An 18,309-nucleotide genomic window follows, 5' to 3' on the forward strand; every position below is an offset into this window, starting at 1 on the left:
TCGAGAACCACCTGCGTGCCGTGCTGGGCCTGCCGCTGGGCAGCACCCGCATGCTCGGCCATGCCTGCATGCTGAACTGGCTGGGCGCGATGCCCGACCCGGCGCCGGTGCTGGGCCAGGCCAGCGGCCATTGGCATGACTATGGCAAGCAGCCGCGCGATGGCCGCAAGGTCGGCCATGCGACACTGCGTGACGATGATGCTGCTGCGCTGGCCGATGCGCTGGTGCAGGTCGGCCTGGAGCTGGATCGTCAGGACCAGGTGGCACCGGCAGTGCACGCGCTGCGCAGCCGCTGATCTCTGGTAGTGCCGGCCGCTGGCCGGCCATGCCCACCAAGGTGGGCATCTACCAGAGCAGCGCCATGCGCGGTGGCACGCGAAGCCGGTCGCGCCGGGCATGCCCGGTGGCCCTCGATACCGGTAGTGCCGGCCGCTGGCCGGCAACCCCCTCAGCGCAGCTGGCTCCCGGCAAATTCCCAGTTGACCATCTGCCAGAACGCGTCCAGATAGCGCGCGCGTTCGTTCTGGTAATCGGTGTAGTACGCGTGTTCCCACACATCGCAGCACAGCAGCGGGATGCTTTCGCCGGTCAGTGGCGTACCCGCGTTGCGGGTGGCCTGTATGCCAAGCTGGCCGCCGGGGTGCTGCACCAGCCAGACCCAGCCCGAACCGAACAGGCCCAGTGCGGCGCGGTTGAATTCCTCGCGCAGGCGTTGGACGTCGCCAAATTGACGCTTGACCAGCTCGCCCAGCCGACCCTGCGGCTCGCCGCCGCCGCGCGGGCGCAGGCACTGCCAGTAGAAGCCGTGGTTCCAGGCCTGCGTGGCCGCATCGAACAGCGTGCCCTGGGCCTGGCGGACGATGTCTTCCAGCGGCGCCTCCTCCCATTCGGTGCCGACGATGGCGGCATTGACCGCATCCACATAGGCACGATGGTGGCGGCCGTGGTGCAGTTCCACGGTCTGCGCGGACAGATGCGGCTGCAGGGAGCCGGGAAGGTAGGGCAGGGCAGGCAATTCGACGGGCATGGACAGGTTCGTGGCCAAGGGGCGGCGGCAGCCGGTTCCATCGGCTTACAATGGCGGCTACCGTGGGCAGTCTAGCCGACCACTGCGGTCGGTTTGTCCGGCGAAGCAAGGAGTGAGGTGTGGCGGTAATGCAGCAAATCCAGGCCGAGGTGGATCGTTACCCGCTCGTGCTGTTCATGAAGGGCACCCCGCAATACCCGATGTGCGGCTTTTCCAGCCGCGCCGTGCAGGCATTGATGGCGGCCGGTGCCGTTGCCCTGCGTACGGTCAACGTGCTGGAAGAGCCGGAGATCCGCGCCAACCTGCCCCGCTTCTCCAACCTGCCCACGTTCCCGCAGTTGTTCATCCACGGCGAACTGATCGGCGGCTGTGACATCGTCATGGAGCTGTTCGAGGCCGGCGAGCTCAAGCGCATCGTCGAAGAGGCCGCCCAGGGATGAGCGCGTGGCCATCGACGTCGGCTGCCGATGCGGCGCGCGATGGCCGTCCCCTGCAGGATCGCGTAGTGCTCATCGCCGGTGCCGGTGGCGGTCTGGGCAGTGCCGCAGCGGTTGCGGCCGCCGAGGCCGGGGCTACGGTTGTGCTGATGGGGCGCAAGCCGCGGCGATTGGACCGGGTCTATGCCCAGGTGCAGGCCGTCGGCCCCGAGCCCCTGCTGTACCCGCTGGACATGGAAGGCGCCGGCCCCGATGACTATGCCGAACTGGCCCAGGCCCTGCAGCGCGAGCTGGGGCGGCTGGATGGCCTGCTGGTCTGTGCCGCGCATTTTCCCGGCCTGACCCCCTTCGAACTGGCCGACCCGGCCGGTTTTGCCCGCGCCGTGCACGTCACCCTCACTGCACCGGCGTGGCTGGCCCAAGCCTGCCTGCCGCTGCTGAAGCGGCAGGACGACGCGGCCCTGGTATTCGCCGTCGATGCGCCTGAAAGGGTGGGGCAGGCGTACTGGGGTGGCTATGGCGTGGCCCAGCACGGGCTGCGCGGGCTGATCGCCAGCCTGCATGATGAACTGGGCCGTACCCCGGTCAGGGTCAGCGGCCTGTATCCGGGCCCATTGCGTACCGCCCTGCGCGCCCGTGCCTATTCAGTTGACCAGGATCCGGCCGCCCAAGGCCCGGAAAAGCCCGCCGCTGCGGCCGTTGCGCTGCTTTCGCCCGGCGGTGCGGCATGGCGAGGGCAGGTACTTGACGCCAGTCACGATGCTGCCGCTGGTTAACTGGACGATATGACGGAATGAAGGTTCCGTCACGATCGCGTTGCGATCCCGTACCGTTTGTCGCACAACCGTCACAATGAAGGCGTAGCGTGTTAATCTAGTGTTAACCGTTGCGGCAGCTGCCGTTCACGGTAGGGAACCCCAGATAAATGTCCAGTCAGCCGCCCGCAAGGCTGGTTGGATGCGCTTTTTTTTCCGCCATCGCCAACTCGCATCGAGGCTACCGAAAAATGACCCACCCACTCCGGATGTCCAAGCTCACCCTTGGTCTCGTGGCTGCACTCGCCGCCGCCCCCGCCTTCGCCCAGAGCACCTCTGCCGGTGTCGGCGGCCAGGTCATCTCCCGCGCCGGCCAGCCCGTCGCCGGTGCTGAAGTCACCATCACCCATACCGAGTCGGGCACTGTTTCGCGTGCTACCACCGATGCGGCGGGTCGCTACAACGCGCGTGGTCTGCGCGTGGGTGGCCCGTACACCATCACCATCACCAAGCCGGGTGAAGGCACCAAGACCGAAGATGGCGTCTACCTGGGCGTGAACCAGACTGGCACCATCAACGCCACCCTGGCCGGCGACCTGGCTGCTGCCACCAACCTGGACACCGTCCAGGTCACCGCCGTCGGCGGTGGTTCGGAAGTGTTCAGCGCCACCAAGATGGGCTCGGGCACCAACATCAGCCAGCAGCAGATCGAAATTGCGCCGTCCATCGGCGGCAACATCCAGGATCTGATGCGCCTCGACCCGCGCGTCGCCTTCATCGATCGCGCCTCGGGTTCGATCTCGGCCGGCGGCCAGAACCCGCGCTTCAACTCGATCAGCATCGACGGCGTTTCGGCCAGCGACACGTTCGGCCTGGAAGGCAACAACATGCCGACCCGCCGCCAGCCGGTCGCGATGGAAGCCATCGAAGCACTGGACATCAATCTGTCCAACTACGACGTCAGCATTGCTGCCGCCACCGGTGCCACCGTCAATGCGGTGACCAAGTCCGGTACCAATGAATTCCACGGTTCGGTGTACGGCACCTACCGTGACGGCGACTGGTTCGGTGACAACCCGGAAGGCCAGCCCTTCAATGGTTTCACCAAGGAGCAGACCTACGGCATGACCCTGGGCGGCCCGATCGTCAAGGACAAGCTGTTCTTCTTCGCCAACTACGAAAAGTTCAAGCAGTCCGCGCCGGGTGCCGACATCTCCAGCAGCGCGCTGGGACAGGCCAATGCTGACTACACGATGGCGGATGTGACCCGTGCACAGCAGATTGCCCAGGACGTGTACGGTTTCAACGCCGGTGGCCTGGAAAGCAATGGCGACACGGAGCTGGAAGAGTACGCGCTGAAAATTGACTGGAACATCAGCGACAACCACCGCGCCAACATCCGCTACAGCAAGCTGGAACAGGACAAGCTGCGCATCAACGGCATGGGTTCGGCCTCCCAGGCTTCGCTCAGCTCGTACTGGTACCAGCACGTCAAGACCAACGAGAGCTACGTCGCCCAGCTGTTCAGCGACTGGACCGACAACTTCTCCACCGAACTGAAGGCCTCGTACCGCGAGTACTCGGCCATCCGCCAGGTGCCGACCACTGCGCCGAGCATCCGCATCTATTTCCCGGATGGCGTCAACGTGCAGGGTGATTCGCTGTACCTGGGTACCGAGGCGAACTCGCACAACAACATCCTCGAGACCAAGGCGTGGAACTACTACGCTGCCGGCACGCTCACTCTGGGCGACCATGATGTGAAGTTTGGTGGGTCGTATGACACCAACGACATCTACAACTATTACGGCGCCAACTCGTGGGGCACGTACACCTTCAACGGCCTGGACAACTTCGCATCGGGCAACTGGGCCAGCTACAACCTGTCGAAGGAAACCACCCCGGGTTCCATCGCCGCTGACTACAAGTTCAGCAATCTGGCCCTGTTCGTGCAGGATACCTGGTACGTCAACAGCAACCTGACCCTGACCATGGGCGTGCGTGCCGACCGTCCGGACAGCAGCCCGAAGCCGCAGTTCAACCAGAAGGCCTATGACACCTTCGGTTACGACAACAGCAAGGTCTTCAACAACAAGTTCCTGATCCAGCCGCGCGTTGGCTTCAACTACACCTTCGACACCGAGCGTCCGACCCAGCTGCGTGGCGGCGTGGGCCTGTTCCAGGGTGACTCGCCGCAGGTGTGGATCAGCAACAGCTACTCCACCACCGGTTTCAACTACGGCTCGTACAACTTCACCGACGGTTTCGCCAATCATCCGGACCTGGTGTTCAGCCCGAACAAGGACACCCAGCCGGTACCGGCTACGGGTCCGAATTCCGGCCTGACCCAGAACGTCAACTTCGTCGGCAAGGACTTCAAGATGCCGTCGACCTACAAGGCGAACATCGCCTTCGACCACGAGCTGCCCTGGAACGGCATCGTGGCCTCGGCCGAGCTGCTGATGACCAAGGTGAAGGATGGCCTGTTCTACCAGCACCTGAATCTGGGTGAAGGGCGTGAAGTCGGTCCGGACGGCCGTATCAACTACTACAATCCGGCCGCCACCGGCCGCCTGTGGAACACCGGCGATGTCCGTTATCGCTCGGGTCTGCAGGGCTTCAACAACGTCTACCTGATCGACAACACCGACAAGGGTCGTACGTCGCAGTTCACCGTCTCGCTGAGCAAGCCGTGGAGCGACGCAAGCGACTGGTCCTGGAACCTGGGTTACACCTACACCGATGCGAAGGAAGTGGGCACGCTGACCAGCTCCACGGCCAGCTCGGGCTGGGGCTACCAGTACGCCAAGAACATCAACGATGAAGTGCTGAACACTTCGCGTTACCAGATCCGCGATCGCATTTCCGGCGCGCTGAACTGGAAGCACAAGTTCTTCGGTGATTACGAAACCAAGGTCGGCCTGGTGTATGAAGGTCGCAGCGGTCGTCCGTTCAGCTACGTCTATGTGAACGATGCCAACGGCGACAGCCGTAGTGCAAACGACCTGTTCTACGTTCCGAACCCGGGTGAAGTGCTGTTTGGTGTTCTGGACAAGAACGGCAAGTTCACCGCTGATGCTGCCATGGAGAAGAACTTCTTCAACTGGCTGGCTGCGAACCCGGACCTGGCCAAGTATGCCGGCTCGGTGGCCCCGGCCAACAAGTTCCGCACTGGCTGGATCAATACCTTCGACATCCGTATCAGCCAGCAGCTGCCGGGCTTCATGAAGGGCCACAAGTCGGAAATCTGGCTTGACATCCAGAACGTCGGCAACATGCTGAACAAGAAGTGGGGCAACATCTACGACTACGGCTTCTACGCCGACTCGCGCGTGGCGTCCCTGCAGGGCATCTACGACGGCAAGTACGTGTACAACTACCGCAACGCCGATGCCCCGACCGTGGCCAACGCGGATGCAGACGGCTTTGACGTCGGTGTCTCGCAGTGGTCGCTGCAGCTGGGCTTCCGCTACCAGTTCTGATGAACTGACGTAGTTGCTGCACACGGAAACGGCCGGGGAAACCCGGCCGTTTTCCGTTCAGGCGAAAGTCCTTGCAGGCGTGCGGGCGGCGGCGTAGCATCGCCCCTCGTGCGCGGCGCAAGGGCCGCCTGGCGGTCCCGGAATGGCGAACGCGGGCAGCACACATCCAACGGTCGGGTTTCCCGGCCGTTTTGCTTTTTAAGGGGGCGGCAGTACAGTCGGAAACCTTGAAGGAAGCGAAAAGTTGGATATGACGACGAACGAAAAGGCAGCCCGCGCGCTGCCGGTGCAGGATGCGCGGATCTACCCGCGCGGTGGGCTGGATGTGCTGTCGCGGGCAGAGGTGGCACGCCTGCGCGATGCCTCTGGCGGCGGCATGCACGAACTGCTGCGCCGCTGCGCGCTGGCGGTGCTGACCAGTGGCAGTGCCTCGGACGACCCACGCGCGGCGCGCGATCTCTACCCTGATTTCGACATCCAGGTGGCGCAGCAGGATCGCGGCGTGCGCATCGATCTGGTGAACGCACCGGCGATGGCCTTCGTCGATGGCGAGATCATCCGCGGCGTGGCCGAACTGCTGTTCGCCGTGGTCCGCGACCTGGCCTACATGGCCATCGAGATGGGCCCGGCCTACGCGGCCGAGCTGGAGTCCTCCGAAGGCATCACCAACGCGGTGTTCGGCCTGCTGCGCAACGCGCGCATCCTCAACCCGGGCGACCCGAACCTGGTGGTCTGCTGGGGCGGCCACTCCATCGGCCGTGACGAATACCTGTACACCAAGCAGGTTGGCTACGAGCTGGGCCTGCGTGGCCTGGACATCTGCACCGGCTGCGGCCCGGGCGCGATGAAGGGCCCGATGAAGGGTGCCACCATCGCCCACGCCAAGCAGCGCAGGACCGTGACGCGCTACGTCGGCCTGACCGAGCCGGGGATCATCGCCGCCGAGTCGCCGAACCCGATCGTCAACCACCTGGTCATCATGCCGGACATCGAGAAGCGCCTTGAGGCCTTCGTCCGCATCGGCCACGGCATCATCGTGTTCGCCGGTGGCGTCGGCACGGCCGAGGAGATCCTGTACCTGCTCGGCATCCTGCTGCGCGAGGAGAACAAGGACCTGCCGTTCCCGCTGATCCTGACCGGCCCGACCGTGGCCGCGCCATATTTCGAGCAGATCGACCGCTTCATCCGCCTGACCCTGGGCGACGCGGCGGCCGAGCGCTACGAAATCATCATCGGTGACCCGGTGGCGGTGGCGCGCAGGATGGCCAGCGGCATCAAGCAGGTGCGCGAGCACCGCCTGGCGCAGAAGGATTCGTTCTTCTTCAACTGGTCCATCGAGATTCCGTGGGAGTACCAGCAGCCGTTCGTGCCGACCCATGAGGCGATGGCGGCGCTGGACCTGCACCACGGCCGCGCGCCGCATGCGCTGGCGGCCGACCTGCGACGGGCGTTCTCCGGCATCGTGGCCGGCAACGTGAAGGAAGATGGCATGCGCCGCATCGAGCAGTTCGGCCCGTTCCAGATCCATGGTGATGCCGACATGATGCAGGCCCTGGACGCGCTGCTGCGTGCCTTTGTCGACCAGCGCCGGATGAAGATATCCGGCGAATACCAGCCCTGCTACCAGGTGCTGGCCTGACCGTTCAGGGGTCGGAGCCCTTCGGGATCCGACCGCAGCCCCGGGTGGCCCGCCCGGAGGGGCTCCCACCCCTTCCGGGAGCTGCCGGAAGGGCAGGGCGTGTCAACGCTTTGACGCCTGTCCCCCCGTTCTGACCGTTCATCCTGCCGCCGCTTGCCGGCGGCGGTCCGGTGCGCCATCGTGGCCGCCAACACGCTGGGGAGCGTTCCATGTCATTGCGCCGGTCCAAGGGCTTCACACTGCTCGAGCTGATGATCACGGTTGCGGTGCTGGCGATCATGACCGCCATCGCCTATCCCAGCTTCCAGAGCACCATCCGTTCCAACCGCATGGCCACTACGGCCAACGAGCTGATGGGCGCGCTGTCGCTGGCGCGGTCCGAGGCGATCCGCGGCACCCATGGCGGCGCCGTCTGCGCGTCGAAGGCGGGCACCGCCTGTGATGGCGCCAGCTGGACCGATGGCTGGATGGTCTGGAACGACAGCAACGGCAATGGCAGTTTCGACAAGGATGAGCCCGTGCTGCGCTATGCCGAAGGGCGTTCGCAGATGGAAGGCGTTGCCGATGAGTCGCTCAGCATAGCGTTCGATGCGCGCGGTCGCAGCCGGGCTGCCGCTGTCACCAACATCACCCTGCGCCCGGCCGACTGCGGCGGGCAGCCGTTGCAGCGGCGGATGATCGTCTCGCTTACCGGCCAGGTCCGGCTGCAGAAGGAAGCATGCGAGTGAAGCCTCGTCCTCCCCGTCGGCTGTCCCTGGCCCCCCGCGCACAGCAGGGTTTCACCCTGATCGAGGTGCTGATCGCGATCCTCGTGCTGGGCTTTGGCCTGCTCGGATTTGCCCTGCTGCAGACGATGAACGTGCGCTACGTCCAGAGCGCGAACTTCCGCACCCAGGCGACCAACCTGAGCTACGAGCTGCTGGACCAGATCCGCGCCAACCGCGTCGGCGCGGCGTTCTACCTCGGCGACTACACCGCTACCACCACCAAGTGTTCGCCGCCCACCGGCAGCGCCATCGACAAGGCGGCTTTCATGACCGACTGGCGTTGCCGCCTTGGCAAAGCGATGGGCGAGGGGGCCACGGCCAAGGTCACCCGTGACGGCACCCTGTACACCGTGCAGGTGACCTGGGGTGATGAACGCTGGAAGGCCGATGCCGCAGATACCACCTTCAGCGCGAGTACCCGACTGTGAAAAACGTCCATCGCTCTCGGAGTACCGCCCGCGGCCTGTCGCTGATCGAACTGATGATCTCGATGGTGATCGGCCTGATCATCATGCTCGCCGTGGTGCAGGTGTTCGCCGCGTCACGCGAAGCCTACCGGCTTTCCGAAGGCCTGGCGCGCGTGCAGGAGAACAGCCGCTTCGCCATGGATACCCTGCAGCGCGAGATCCGCATGGTCGGGCATTTCGGCTGCGTCAACGACCAGGCGCAGACCTCTGCCACCCGCGTTTCGCTGCGCTCCACGCTCGATGGCGCGTCCAATCCGGTGCTGGATTTCAACCGGTCGATCCAGGGCTACGAGGCCACCGACACCGAACCCGGCAAGACCCTGACCATCAAGGCCACCCCGGATACCGGCGGCACGGCTTACACCCCCAGCCTGCCCGACGCCATCGCCAATGCGCTGACCAACCGCGTCGACGGCAGCGACATCATCGCGCTGCGCTATCTGATGCCCGATGGCGTGCCGGTGACGTCCATCGGTGGCGATGCCAGCAAGCCGGTGTTCAATTTCGACGCCTCGCGCCTGGCAGTGCTGCGCAGTGGCGTGGCCAACCCCGGGTTGTATGGCGTCGCTGACTGCTCCTCAGCCACGGTTTTCCAGGCCAGCGCCGTGAATGCCACCGGTGCCAGCGTCACCTTCAACACGGTCAAGCTCAACGGCTCGCGCACCTTCGTGGAGGGCTACACGGTGGGCCAGGCCAATCTGTACCGGGCCGAGAGTGCTGTGTACTACGTCGGCTATGACGCCGACACCAGGCAGCGCTCGCTGTACCGGGTCCGGTTCAGTGCGACGCCGGGCGGCGACCTGGCCGCCGGTGCGCCCGAGCCGCTGGTGGAGGGCGTGGACAACCTGCAGCTGCTGTACGGCCAGGATCGCAATCTGGACACCGCAGCACCCTCGGGCTACATCGACCGCCAGGGCACTGCCAAAACGGTGCAGGAATCGCTGCCAGCCGATGTCCAGCTGGCCTGGCGCCGGGTTGGCGCCGTGCAGATCGGCCTGCTGATGTCCAGCCCGGACCCGGCTTCCGCGCGCCAGTCCGATGGCGCTGCCGCGCTGGTCGGCATGGGCGTCACCTACACCCCCCCGACGGACGGGCGCATGCGTGCGGTCTACCAGACCAGCGTGGCGCTGCGAAACCGCCTTTACGGCAATTGAGGCCATGATGCGTACCTCACGATCCCTGCCGGCCTTCCCGCAACGCCAGCGTGGCGCCGTCCTGTATGTCGCGCTGATCATGTTGATCCTGCTCGCGCTCATCGGCATCGCCGGCATGCAGGTCACCAGCATGCAGGAACGCATGGCCTCCAACTACCTGCGTACGAATCTGGCGTTCCAGAACGCCGAGTCCAGCGCGCGCGCCACCGAGGCCGCCATCGAGACCGCCCTGGAGGGCAGCACCAATGTCTACCGGGCCAACCAGGAAGAGTGCAGCCCCACCTACGATCCGCTGACCTGGGCCAACGCCGTCACCAAGACCGGCGACCAGTACACCCGCCGCCTGGACAAGTGTTTCGCCGCGTCCAGCCGCCGCATCGGTGAAAAGGCCAACGAGGAAACCGGAAACATCTACCAGGTCACGGCCCTGGCCAGCGACCAGGCCACTGACGCAACCGCCAGCGCTGTCATCGATACGGTCTTCATCCCATGAACAACGACCCACGCTTTCTTCGTCTGCGCCCCTCAACCTGGCTGCGTGCCGGTGCCGGGCTGGCCGTGCTCGCCGGCCTGGCCGCGCTGATCATCCCGCTGCATGCCGCGCTCGGCGACTACGACATCGCCCAGGAGCCGCTGTACACCAAGCAGAGCCAGCCGCCGCTGATGATGATGGTGATGTCGCGCGATGAGCAGCTGTTCAACAAGGCGTACAGCGATTACAGCGATCTGAATGAAGATGGCATCCTCGACACCACCTATCTCGATACCTTCGAGTATGGTGGCTACTTCGACTCCAATCTCTGCTACTCCGCGACGGCCGGCAACTCGGACACCAATGTGTTCAAGGCATCCGCCGCTGCCGGTGGTACCAACACGCACAGCTGCAGCGGCGCGTGGTCGGGCAACTTCCTGAACTGGGTGACCATGAGTCGTCTGGACGTGATGCGCAGCGTGCTCTATGGCGGCCAGCGTTCCACCGACACGGCTGACAAAACGGTCATCGAGCGTGCACAGATCCCCAGCGACCTGCATGCCTGGGTAAAGGTCTACAGCGGTAGCGACATCGGCAGCTTCACCCCGCTCAGCGGAACGCAGTCCTTCTGCAATTCCACGGTCACCTCCGGTGGACGCCCGTTGATGCGCGTTGCCTCGGGCAACTGGTCGGAGTGGGCATCGACGGCGTCTTACCAGTGCGGTGTGAACCGCAGTGGCGAGGGTGGTGCGGATACTCCCAAGGCCACCACGGACTATGTCGTGCGCGCCGAAGTCTGCGCCTCCACCAATGCCGCCCTGCGCGAAGGCTACTGCCGCAAATACAACGATGGTACGACCGATCGTTACAAGCCTGCAGGCGTGCTGCAGACCTACGGTGAGAGTGGCCGCCTGCGTTTCGGCCTGATCAGCGGTACTTACTCCAGTCCGCGCGATGGCGGCGTGCTGCGCCGGAATATCGGCAAGATTGCCGGCAACGGCACGACCTTCTGTGCGGCAGGCGATGAGATCAATCTCGCCACCGGTCAGTTCTGCCCATCGTCAACCAATGGCAAGGTGAACGAAGGAATCATCAGTACAATCTCCAACTTCCGCATCGACCAGTGGAACTGGAGCAACAACTGGAACGACTGCAACAACTACGGCATCCTCAACCGCGCTGGCACCGACAATAACCGCATCCTGGACAATCCGGGCAGCGGCTCACAGAAGTGCAGTGCGTGGGGCAATCCGCTGGCGGAAATGTATGCCGAGGCCCTGCGCTACATCGGCGCCTCGAACAAGACCGGCAGCTACAACAACGGCACTGACCTCAGCGGCCTGCCGTCCGGGCTGGAGTGGAAGGACCCGTACGCGCTGCCGGCCAGTGGCGGCAACTCCTACTGCGCCACCTGCAACATCCTGGTGCTGTCTTCGGGCCTGCCGTCCTTCGACGGTGACAATATCGGGACGCTGCCGCAGCAGATCGATGCGGCTGCGCAGACCAATGCCATCGGCACTGCAGATGGCATCACCGGCAAGTCGTGGATGGTGGGGCGTGACACGGCGACGGCTGCCGATCCCAACAACACCCACGAGGATATCTGCCAGGGCCGTACGCTGAACAACCTGAGCACCGCACGCGGCATCTGCCCGGACATTCCAAGCATGGAAGGCAGCTACCTGATGGCCGGCATGGCCAAGGGGGCGGCTGCGACCGATCTTCGTCCGGGCGTGCAGGGCAAGCCCGCCAGCTACAAGGTGACGGCCACCACCTACACCGTTGCCCTGGCGGAAACGCTGCCGCAGTTCGAAATTGCGGTGGGCGGCAGCAAGATCGGCCTGGCGCCGCTGTGCCAGGCCAACAACAGCGGCACCGCCACGGCGGCGAGCAGTGGCTGGCGCAGCTGCTTCCTTGGGTCGGTGGGCATCGGCATCAAGACCGCCAACAGCACCGGTGACAACCACGTCTATGGCCGCACCTACCGCTCCGACGCGAAGGCGGGCAGTTTCTCCCTGGTCTGGGAAGACTCGCTGTGGGGCAACGACCACGACAACGACGTCGTGGCGATGCTGAGCTACTGCGTGGGTTCCACCTGCACGGAGAACACCGGCTTCAACAACATCTGCTGGCGTGCGGACACCACCAAAAGCGTGAGCGCCGCCAACAAGGCCGCGATCTGCAACAGCAATGGCGGCCTTGTCAGTACCCCGGGCGAGGACGAAGTCCTCATCCGTATCGAAAACCTGTCGGCCTATGCCGGCAACGCGATGCTGACCGGCTACACGATTACCGGCTCCAATGCTTCTACGGCCGTGCAGCGCCTTGCCCTTCGGCCGGGCAACTCGAACGCTTCGGTGCTGAGCACCACCAGCAACTTCCCCAGCGACTGGCAGAAGCCCATTGTCATCAAGTACAAGGCCTCGACCAATGCGGCCGGCCAGCTGGAAAGTCCTCTGTGGTATGCCGCCAAATACGGCGTGCCAGCCGGTGGCAAGGCGTGGGACAGCAAGAAGAAGGGCGTGCCCGACAACTACTTCCTGGCCCGCAATCCGACCAAGCTGAAGCAGGCCCTGGAAGAGATCTTCGACAGCGCGGCGCAGGGTGATGCGCCGGTGGGCGGCGATGGCTCGGGCGCCCGCATCAGCACCAACTCGTTCACCGTGGCCTCGCACTTCCGCGTGCCCTCCGGCAGCAATGACTGGACGGGCGATGTCATTGCAACCCGAGTGGGCAGCAACGGTACCGACGACGCTGAACTGTGGAAAGCGTCGAGCCGGATCAGCACCTCGACGCGCCGGATCTTCATGGCCACCGCGCCAACCACCACCGATTCGGCCAAGGATACGGTGACAGCAGCGAAGGTGGCCGAGTTCCTGGCAACCAACCTGCCAGGCAACAATGATAGTGAGAAGGCAGCATCTCTGGGCTTGGGTACCAAGCCAGATTGGTATGCAGGCAAGACCCCTGGTGACCTGGTCAGCTACCTGAAGGGTGGCGCGGTCAGTGGCTTCCGTTCCCGCACATCGCCATTGGGTGACATCGTCAATTCGACCACCGAAGTCGTATCCAATCGCGACGACTATGGCTACACGTCGTGGGGCAGCAGCGCCACAACATGGAAGAAAACGCTGGGTGCATCCTATGCGTCCTTCCTGGCCGACAAGCTGGCGACCGGCGGCCCACCGACCATGGTCTATGTGGGTGCGAACGATGGCATGCTGCACGGCTTCAATGCGTCCGACAGCGCGTCTGCCGGCAACGAGGAACTGGCGTTCGTTCCGTCAACGGCGTTGCAGCACATCGCCGAGCTGGCCAACCCCAAGTACGGCCACCGCTACTACGTGGATGGTCCGCTGACCTCCTCGGATGTATATGACGGCTCGAATTGGCGCACCGTGCTGGTGGGTACCACCGGTGGTGGTGGCTCCTCCACGGCGCAGTACAGCGGCAAGGCCAGCAACGGATCGGTGTTCGGCCTGGATATCGGCAGCCCGACCACCTTCGGTGCCAGCAATGTGCTGTGGGAAGTCTCGGGCAAGACCGAGTCCGACCTCGGCTTCGTGCTGGGCAAGCCGGTGGTCGTGCCGGTCACCGGCACTACGGCTGGCGGCCAGCCGCGCTTCGTGGCGCTGTTCGGCAATGGCGTCAATTCCACCAGCGGCAAGCCCGTGCTGTTCGTGGTGGATATCACCACCGGCAAGGTTCTGCGCCGCATCGCTCCCACCGACACCGCCTATGCAGGGCGCAATGGCCTGATCAACCTCGCCCCGGTGGCGCTTAAGAACAGCGATGGCGTCACTGACACCGTGTACGGCGGCGACATGCAGGGCAACCTGTGGAAGTTCGACCTGTCCGACACCAACATCAGCAACTGGAAGGTGGCCCTGGATGGCGCACCGCTGTTCACTGCCGTGCGTGACAGCAAGCCGCAGCCGATCATGAGTGGCATCGAAGTGACGACGGGGCCGGCTGGTGGCGTCAGCCTGTACTTCGGCACTGGGCAGTACTTCGCAGCCGACGACAACGCGGTCAGCAGCTCCTCCCCGGTGCAGAGCCTGTACGGCATCTGGGACAACCTGAAGACGGCCGTCACCGGGCGCAGCGTGCTGCAGGGGCAGACCGTGTCCACGACATCGGCCAATGCCGGCTATTCCGGACGCGCGGTCACCCGCACCGAGTTCGTGTACGGCGATGTCCGCGGCTGGTACGTCGATCTGGTGGTGGGCAATACACTTGATGGCGAGCGTTTCGTCGGCAATCCCAACATCCAGAACGGCACGGTGTTCTTCACCACCTATGTGCCGGGTACCGCCATCTGCGGCAGCGGTGGCGGCGTGAACTGGCTGTATGGCCTGAACCTGTTGACCGGCGGCGGCGCCATGAGCGGGTTGAGCACCGGCATCAACGGTACCTCGGTGTGTACCGGCAACTGCGGCGCGGTAGCCCTGAACAAGGGCGGCGCGCCCGCGCAGGGGCCGCCGGTGAAGGACACCAGCATCTTCGTGCCCAAGCTGACCCCGTGCGACCCGACCAAGGCCACCTGCACGGTGCAGCAGCTGCTGGACGCCGAAGCGTGTACCTTCGTGCTGCGTGCCCCGGGTGCTGACGCCATGTACATGCCACGCCCCTGTGGTCGCCAGTCGTGGCGGCAGATCCGCTGATGAGATTGCCAGAGAGCATCGTTATGAAGACCAACCCCCTCCCGCGCGCGGCGCGTGGCTTCACCTTGATCGAGCTGATGATCACGGTGGCGGTGGTGGCGATTCTCGCCGCCATCGCGGTTCCGTCCTACAGCGAGTACGTGCTGCGCTCGCGCCGCGCGCAGGCCAAGGCCGACCTGGTGGAGATTGCCCAGCAGCTGGAGCGCTTCCACACTGTGCAGAACACCTACGCGGGCATGACGCTGCCCTTCGAGCAGTCGCCACGGGACGGCACCTCGCGCTACACCCTCTCGCTCAAGGAGGACGCCACTGCCTCGGCCTTCACCCTGCAGGCGGTGCCGGGCACCGGCCAGGACAAGGACAAGTGCGGCACCCTGACCCTGGACCAGGCGGGGCGCAAGACACCTGAGGCCAGCAAGGTTGCCGGGTGCTGGTGAAGTGCTGCTGGAAAACCGGGGTGTTGCATCACCTGCGTTGACCGTCTAGAATGCGCCTCCCCGCCCGAATAGCTCAGCCGGTTAGAGCACTTGACTGTTAATCAGGGGGTCGTTGGTTCGAGTCCAACTTCGGGCGCCAGATTCGAAAAAGCCGCGAGAAATCGCGGCTTTTTTCGTTGGCTGCCACGCTGGCGTCAGCAATCGACCACACCGCGTACGCGCTCGCTGCGTACCCGGCCGCTCACGTTGATGACCACACGGCTGTGTTCGCGCCCCTCCACGCATAACACCAGCGACTGGTTGGTGCCCGCATTGCGCCCGTCCGGCAGGAACTGCACGTGCGGGCGGTGCTGGCTGGACTGGATCAGGATGCGACGCGCTGGCTGATCGTGCACCTGCACGACCTTGCCCGGGGGCGCTGAGGCCCACGCCGCATCCTCGCTGCGTACCAGCCAGCCGTGGCTCCAGTGCGGGCTGCAGTTCACGCCATCGGCCGAGCCGCACACGGTGACCCGCCGGCGCTGGGTCACCGCCGTGCTGCGCGCCATCGCGAGGCTGCCGGTCAGTTCGGCGCGCAGGGTGTCGACGCGCAGGCGGTTCACAAGCCGCTGCCACGGTGCCCAGGCCAGCGCGAGCAGGACGCCCAGCACCATGAGCACCAGCAGAAGTTCGATCAGCTGGAAGCCGGGCGCCGGGCAGGGCGGTGGATGCCGGGGGTGAGGCGTGTTCATGGCCCCAGCCTGAACGTCGACCTGCCACGCCCGCCATCAGTGCAGGCCGTAGCGCGGGCCAGGATGTTTCCTCAACCGGTCGTCACCAAACCGGCCGCTATAATCATCATTCCCGGGACCTGGCAATACCATGAGCGACAGTTTTCAACTCGTCTCGCCGTATTCACCGGCGGGCGACCAGCCCAGCGCGATCGCGAAGCTGACCGATAATTTCGAAGCAGGCATCGCCAAGCAGACGCTGCTGGGCGTGACCGGTTCGGGCAAGACCTACACCATCGCCAACGTCATCCAGAACGTGCAGAAGCCGACGCTGATCATGGCGCCGAACAAGACGCTGGCCGCGCAGCTGTATGGTGAATTCAAGGCGTTCTTCCCGCACAACGCGGTGGAGTACTTCGTCAGCTACTACGATTACTACCAGCCCGAAGCCTATGTGCCTTCGTCGGACACCTTCATCGAGAAGGACAGTTCGATCAACGAGCATATCGAGCAGATGCGGCTGGCGGCGACCAAGACGCTGCTGTCGCGCCCGGATGCGATCGTGGTCGCCACCGTGTCGGCCATTTACGGCCTGGGCGCGCCGGAAGACTACCTGTCGCTGCGCCTGATCCTGTCCAAGGGCGAGCGCATCGAGCAGCGCGACCTGATCAACCACCTGACCCAGCTGCAGTACACGCGCAACGAGTACGAACTGCAGCGCGGCACCTTCCGCGTGCGTGGCGAGGTGATCGACGTGTTCCCGGCCGAATCGGACAGTGAGGCCCTGCGCATCGAACTGTTCGATGGGGAAGTCGAGAAGATCACGATGTTCGATCCGCTCACCGGCGAGACGATCCGCAACATGCAGCGCTTCACCGTCTATCCGAAGACCCACTACGCCACCACCCGCGAGCGCGTGCTGGCCGCGGTGGAAACCATCAAGGTGGAGCTGAAGGAGCGCCTGGAGCAGCTGTATGCGGAAAACAAGCTGGTGGAGGCGCAGCGCCTGGCCCAGCGCACCCAGTTCGATATCGAGATGATGGCCGAAGTCGGTTTCTGCAACGGCATCGAGAACTACTCGCGGCACCTGACCGGCAAGAACGCCGGCGAGCCACCGCCGACCCTGTTCGATTACCTGCCGCCGGACGCGCTGCTGGTCATCGACGAATCGCACGTGACCATTCCGCAGATCGGCGCGATGTTCAAGGGTGATCGTTCACGCAAGGAGACGCTGGTCGAGTTCGGTTTCCGCCTGCCCTCGGCGCTGGACAACCGGCCGCTGCGTTTCGAAGAGTGGGAGGCGCGCTGCCCGCGCGCGATCTACGTGTCCGCTACGCCGGGCCCGTACGAATATCGCGAGGCGGGTGATGAAATCACCGAACTGGTGGTGCGCCCGACCGGCCTGATCGATCCGGTGGTCGAGATCCGCCCGGTCGGCACCCAGGTGGACGACCTGATGAGCGAGGCCAACGAGCGCATCAAGGCCGGCGACCGCGTGCTGGTCACCACACTGACCAAGCGCATGGCCGAGAACCTGACCGAGTACCTGACCGAACATGGCATCCGCGTACGCTACCTGCACTCGGACGTGGACACGGTGGAGCGCGTGGAGATCATCCGCGACCTGCGCCTGGGCAAGTTCGACGTACTTGTGGGCATCAACCTGCTGCGCGAGGGCCTGGACATGCCGGAAGTCTCGCTGGTGGCGATCCTGGATGCGGACAAGGAAGGCTTCCTGCGTTCTACTGGCTCGCTGATCCAGACCATTGGCCGTGCCGCCCGCAATGTGCGCGGCAAGGCCATCCTGTATGCGGACAAGATCACCCGTTCGATGCAGGCGGCGATTGACGAGACCGACCGCCGCCGCACCAAGCAGGTCGAGTACAACGAGGAACACGGCATCGTGCCGCGCTCGGTGGCGCGACCGATCGTGGATGTGCTGGAAGGCGCGCGCTCGGATGCGGCCGAGAAGGCGTCGCGCAAGGGCAAAGGCAAGGGCACGGCGGTGGCCGAGGAGGCCGCCGATTACCGGTCGATGTCGCCGGCCCAGCTGGCCACCCGGCTCAAGGCGCTGGAACAGCAGATGTACCAGCACGCCAAGGACCTGGAGTTCGAGGATGCCGCCCGCGTGCGCGACCAGATCCGGCAGCTGAAGGAGGCCAGCCTCGGCTGAACACGGCAGCGCAGCCATCTTCACAAAAGTGTTGCGCTTACCCGTCGGCATCCGTAATATACGCGGCCTGCACCGACGCAATCGCGGAAATGCAGAAGCAAAACGGGCGGTTAGCTCAGCGGTAG

The 18,309-nt window shown here is 64.7% G+C and carries 13 protein-coding genes, 2 tRNA genes and 1 pseudogene (1 of these 16 only partly in view); 14 read left to right on the forward strand and 2 right to left on the reverse strand.

The window, feature by feature from the left end:
- A pseudogene (locus ACQKDV_RS05795) lies at positions 1 to 296 on the forward strand (5-(carboxyamino)imidazole ribonucleotide synthase); the annotation flags it as partial.
- A 152-nt stretch (positions 297 to 448) separates the two neighbouring features.
- On the opposite strand, the gene ACQKDV_RS05800 reads toward ACQKDV_RS05795, so the two are convergent.
- Positions 449 to 1,027, reverse strand: coding sequence for a superoxide dismutase (locus ACQKDV_RS05800; RefSeq protein WP_427782829.1), 579 nt, complete (start codon positions 1,025 to 1,027; stop codon positions 449 to 451).
- A 119-nt stretch (positions 1,028 to 1,146) separates the two neighbouring features.
- Between ACQKDV_RS05800 and grxD the strand changes: the two genes are divergently transcribed.
- The 11 genes from grxD to ACQKDV_RS05855 all read left to right on the forward strand — a co-directional run bounded on the left by grxD (position 1,147) and on the right by ACQKDV_RS05855 (position 15,440).
- The gene (grxD, locus tag ACQKDV_RS05805; RefSeq protein ID WP_427782830.1) at positions 1,147 to 1,467 is read left to right on the forward strand and encodes a Grx4 family monothiol glutaredoxin; all 321 of its coding nucleotides are present in this window, start codon (positions 1,147 to 1,149) and stop codon (positions 1,465 to 1,467) included.
- Positions 1,464 to 2,240 (forward strand): SDR family NAD(P)-dependent oxidoreductase, encoded by a 777-nt coding sequence (locus tag ACQKDV_RS05810; RefSeq protein ID WP_427782831.1) that lies wholly within the window; start codon positions 1,464 to 1,466, stop codon positions 2,238 to 2,240. The genes grxD and ACQKDV_RS05810 overlap by 4 nt, the downstream gene beginning before the upstream one ends.
- Positions 2,241 to 2,470: 230 nt before the next feature.
- Positions 2,471 to 5,701 carry a TonB-dependent receptor gene (locus tag ACQKDV_RS05815; RefSeq protein WP_427782832.1) on the forward strand — a complete coding sequence of 1,077 codons (3,231 nt, stop codon included), beginning with the start codon at positions 2,471 to 2,473 and terminating at the stop codon, positions 5,699 to 5,701.
- A 250-nt stretch (positions 5,702 to 5,951) separates the two neighbouring features.
- The gene (gene ppnN / locus ACQKDV_RS05820) at positions 5,952 to 7,340 is read left to right on the forward strand and encodes a nucleotide 5'-monophosphate nucleosidase PpnN (protein ID WP_427782833.1); all 1,389 of its coding nucleotides are present in this window, start codon (positions 5,952 to 5,954) and stop codon (positions 7,338 to 7,340) included.
- A gap of 209 nt (positions 7,341 to 7,549) precedes the next feature.
- Positions 7,550 to 8,068, forward strand: a complete 519-nt coding sequence (locus tag ACQKDV_RS05825) for a GspH/FimT family pseudopilin (RefSeq protein ID WP_427782834.1) — start codon at positions 7,550 to 7,552, stop codon at positions 8,066 to 8,068.
- Positions 8,059 to 8,535: a type IV pilus modification protein PilV gene (gene pilV / locus ACQKDV_RS05830; protein WP_427782835.1), complete on the forward strand. Its 477-nt coding sequence runs from the start codon at positions 8,059 to 8,061 to the stop codon at positions 8,533 to 8,535. The genes ACQKDV_RS05825 and pilV overlap by 10 nt, the downstream gene beginning before the upstream one ends.
- Complete coding sequence (locus tag ACQKDV_RS05835; protein ID WP_427782836.1) at positions 8,532 to 9,728, forward strand: PilW family protein; 1,197 nt, start codon at positions 8,532 to 8,534, stop codon at positions 9,726 to 9,728. Before pilV ends, ACQKDV_RS05835 begins: the two co-directional genes overlap by 4 nt.
- 4 nt (positions 9,729 to 9,732) lie before the next feature.
- Positions 9,733 to 10,221, forward strand: a complete 489-nt coding sequence (locus ACQKDV_RS05840; RefSeq protein WP_414716048.1) for a pilus assembly PilX family protein — start codon at positions 9,733 to 9,735, stop codon at positions 10,219 to 10,221.
- Positions 10,218 to 14,864, forward strand: a complete 4,647-nt coding sequence (locus tag ACQKDV_RS05845) for a pilus assembly protein (protein ID WP_427782837.1) — start codon at positions 10,218 to 10,220, stop codon at positions 14,862 to 14,864. The genes ACQKDV_RS05840 and ACQKDV_RS05845 overlap by 4 nt, the downstream gene beginning before the upstream one ends.
- A 23-nt stretch (positions 14,865 to 14,887) precedes the next feature.
- Positions 14,888 to 15,301: a type IV pilin protein gene (locus tag ACQKDV_RS05850; RefSeq protein ID WP_427782838.1), complete on the forward strand. Its 414-nt coding sequence runs from the start codon at positions 14,888 to 14,890 to the stop codon at positions 15,299 to 15,301.
- 62 nt (positions 15,302 to 15,363) lie between these two features.
- Positions 15,364 to 15,440, forward strand: a tRNA-Asn gene (locus tag ACQKDV_RS05855).
- Positions 15,441 to 15,495: 55 nt separating this feature from the next.
- On the opposite strand, the gene ACQKDV_RS05860 is transcribed toward ACQKDV_RS05855, so the two are convergent.
- Positions 15,496 to 16,032 carry a GspH/FimT family protein gene (locus ACQKDV_RS05860; protein ID WP_427782839.1) on the reverse strand — a complete coding sequence of 179 codons (537 nt, stop codon included), beginning with the start codon at positions 16,030 to 16,032 and terminating at the stop codon, positions 15,496 to 15,498.
- A gap of 130 nt (positions 16,033 to 16,162) precedes the next feature.
- On the opposite strand from ACQKDV_RS05860, the gene uvrB reads away from it, so the two are divergent.
- Positions 16,163 to 18,184 carry an excinuclease ABC subunit UvrB gene (gene uvrB / locus ACQKDV_RS05865; RefSeq protein WP_427782840.1) on the forward strand — a complete coding sequence of 674 codons (2,022 nt, stop codon included), beginning with the start codon at positions 16,163 to 16,165 and terminating at the stop codon, positions 18,182 to 18,184.
- Between the two features lie 104 nt (positions 18,185 to 18,288).
- Positions 18,289 to 18,309, forward strand: a tRNA-Val gene (locus ACQKDV_RS05870) (it continues 154 nt past the right edge of the window).

Origin of the sequence: Stenotrophomonas sp. NPDC077659 (assembly GCF_050268705.1) — a bacterium.
Classification (GTDB): domain Bacteria; phylum Pseudomonadota; class Gammaproteobacteria; order Xanthomonadales; family Xanthomonadaceae; genus Stenotrophomonas.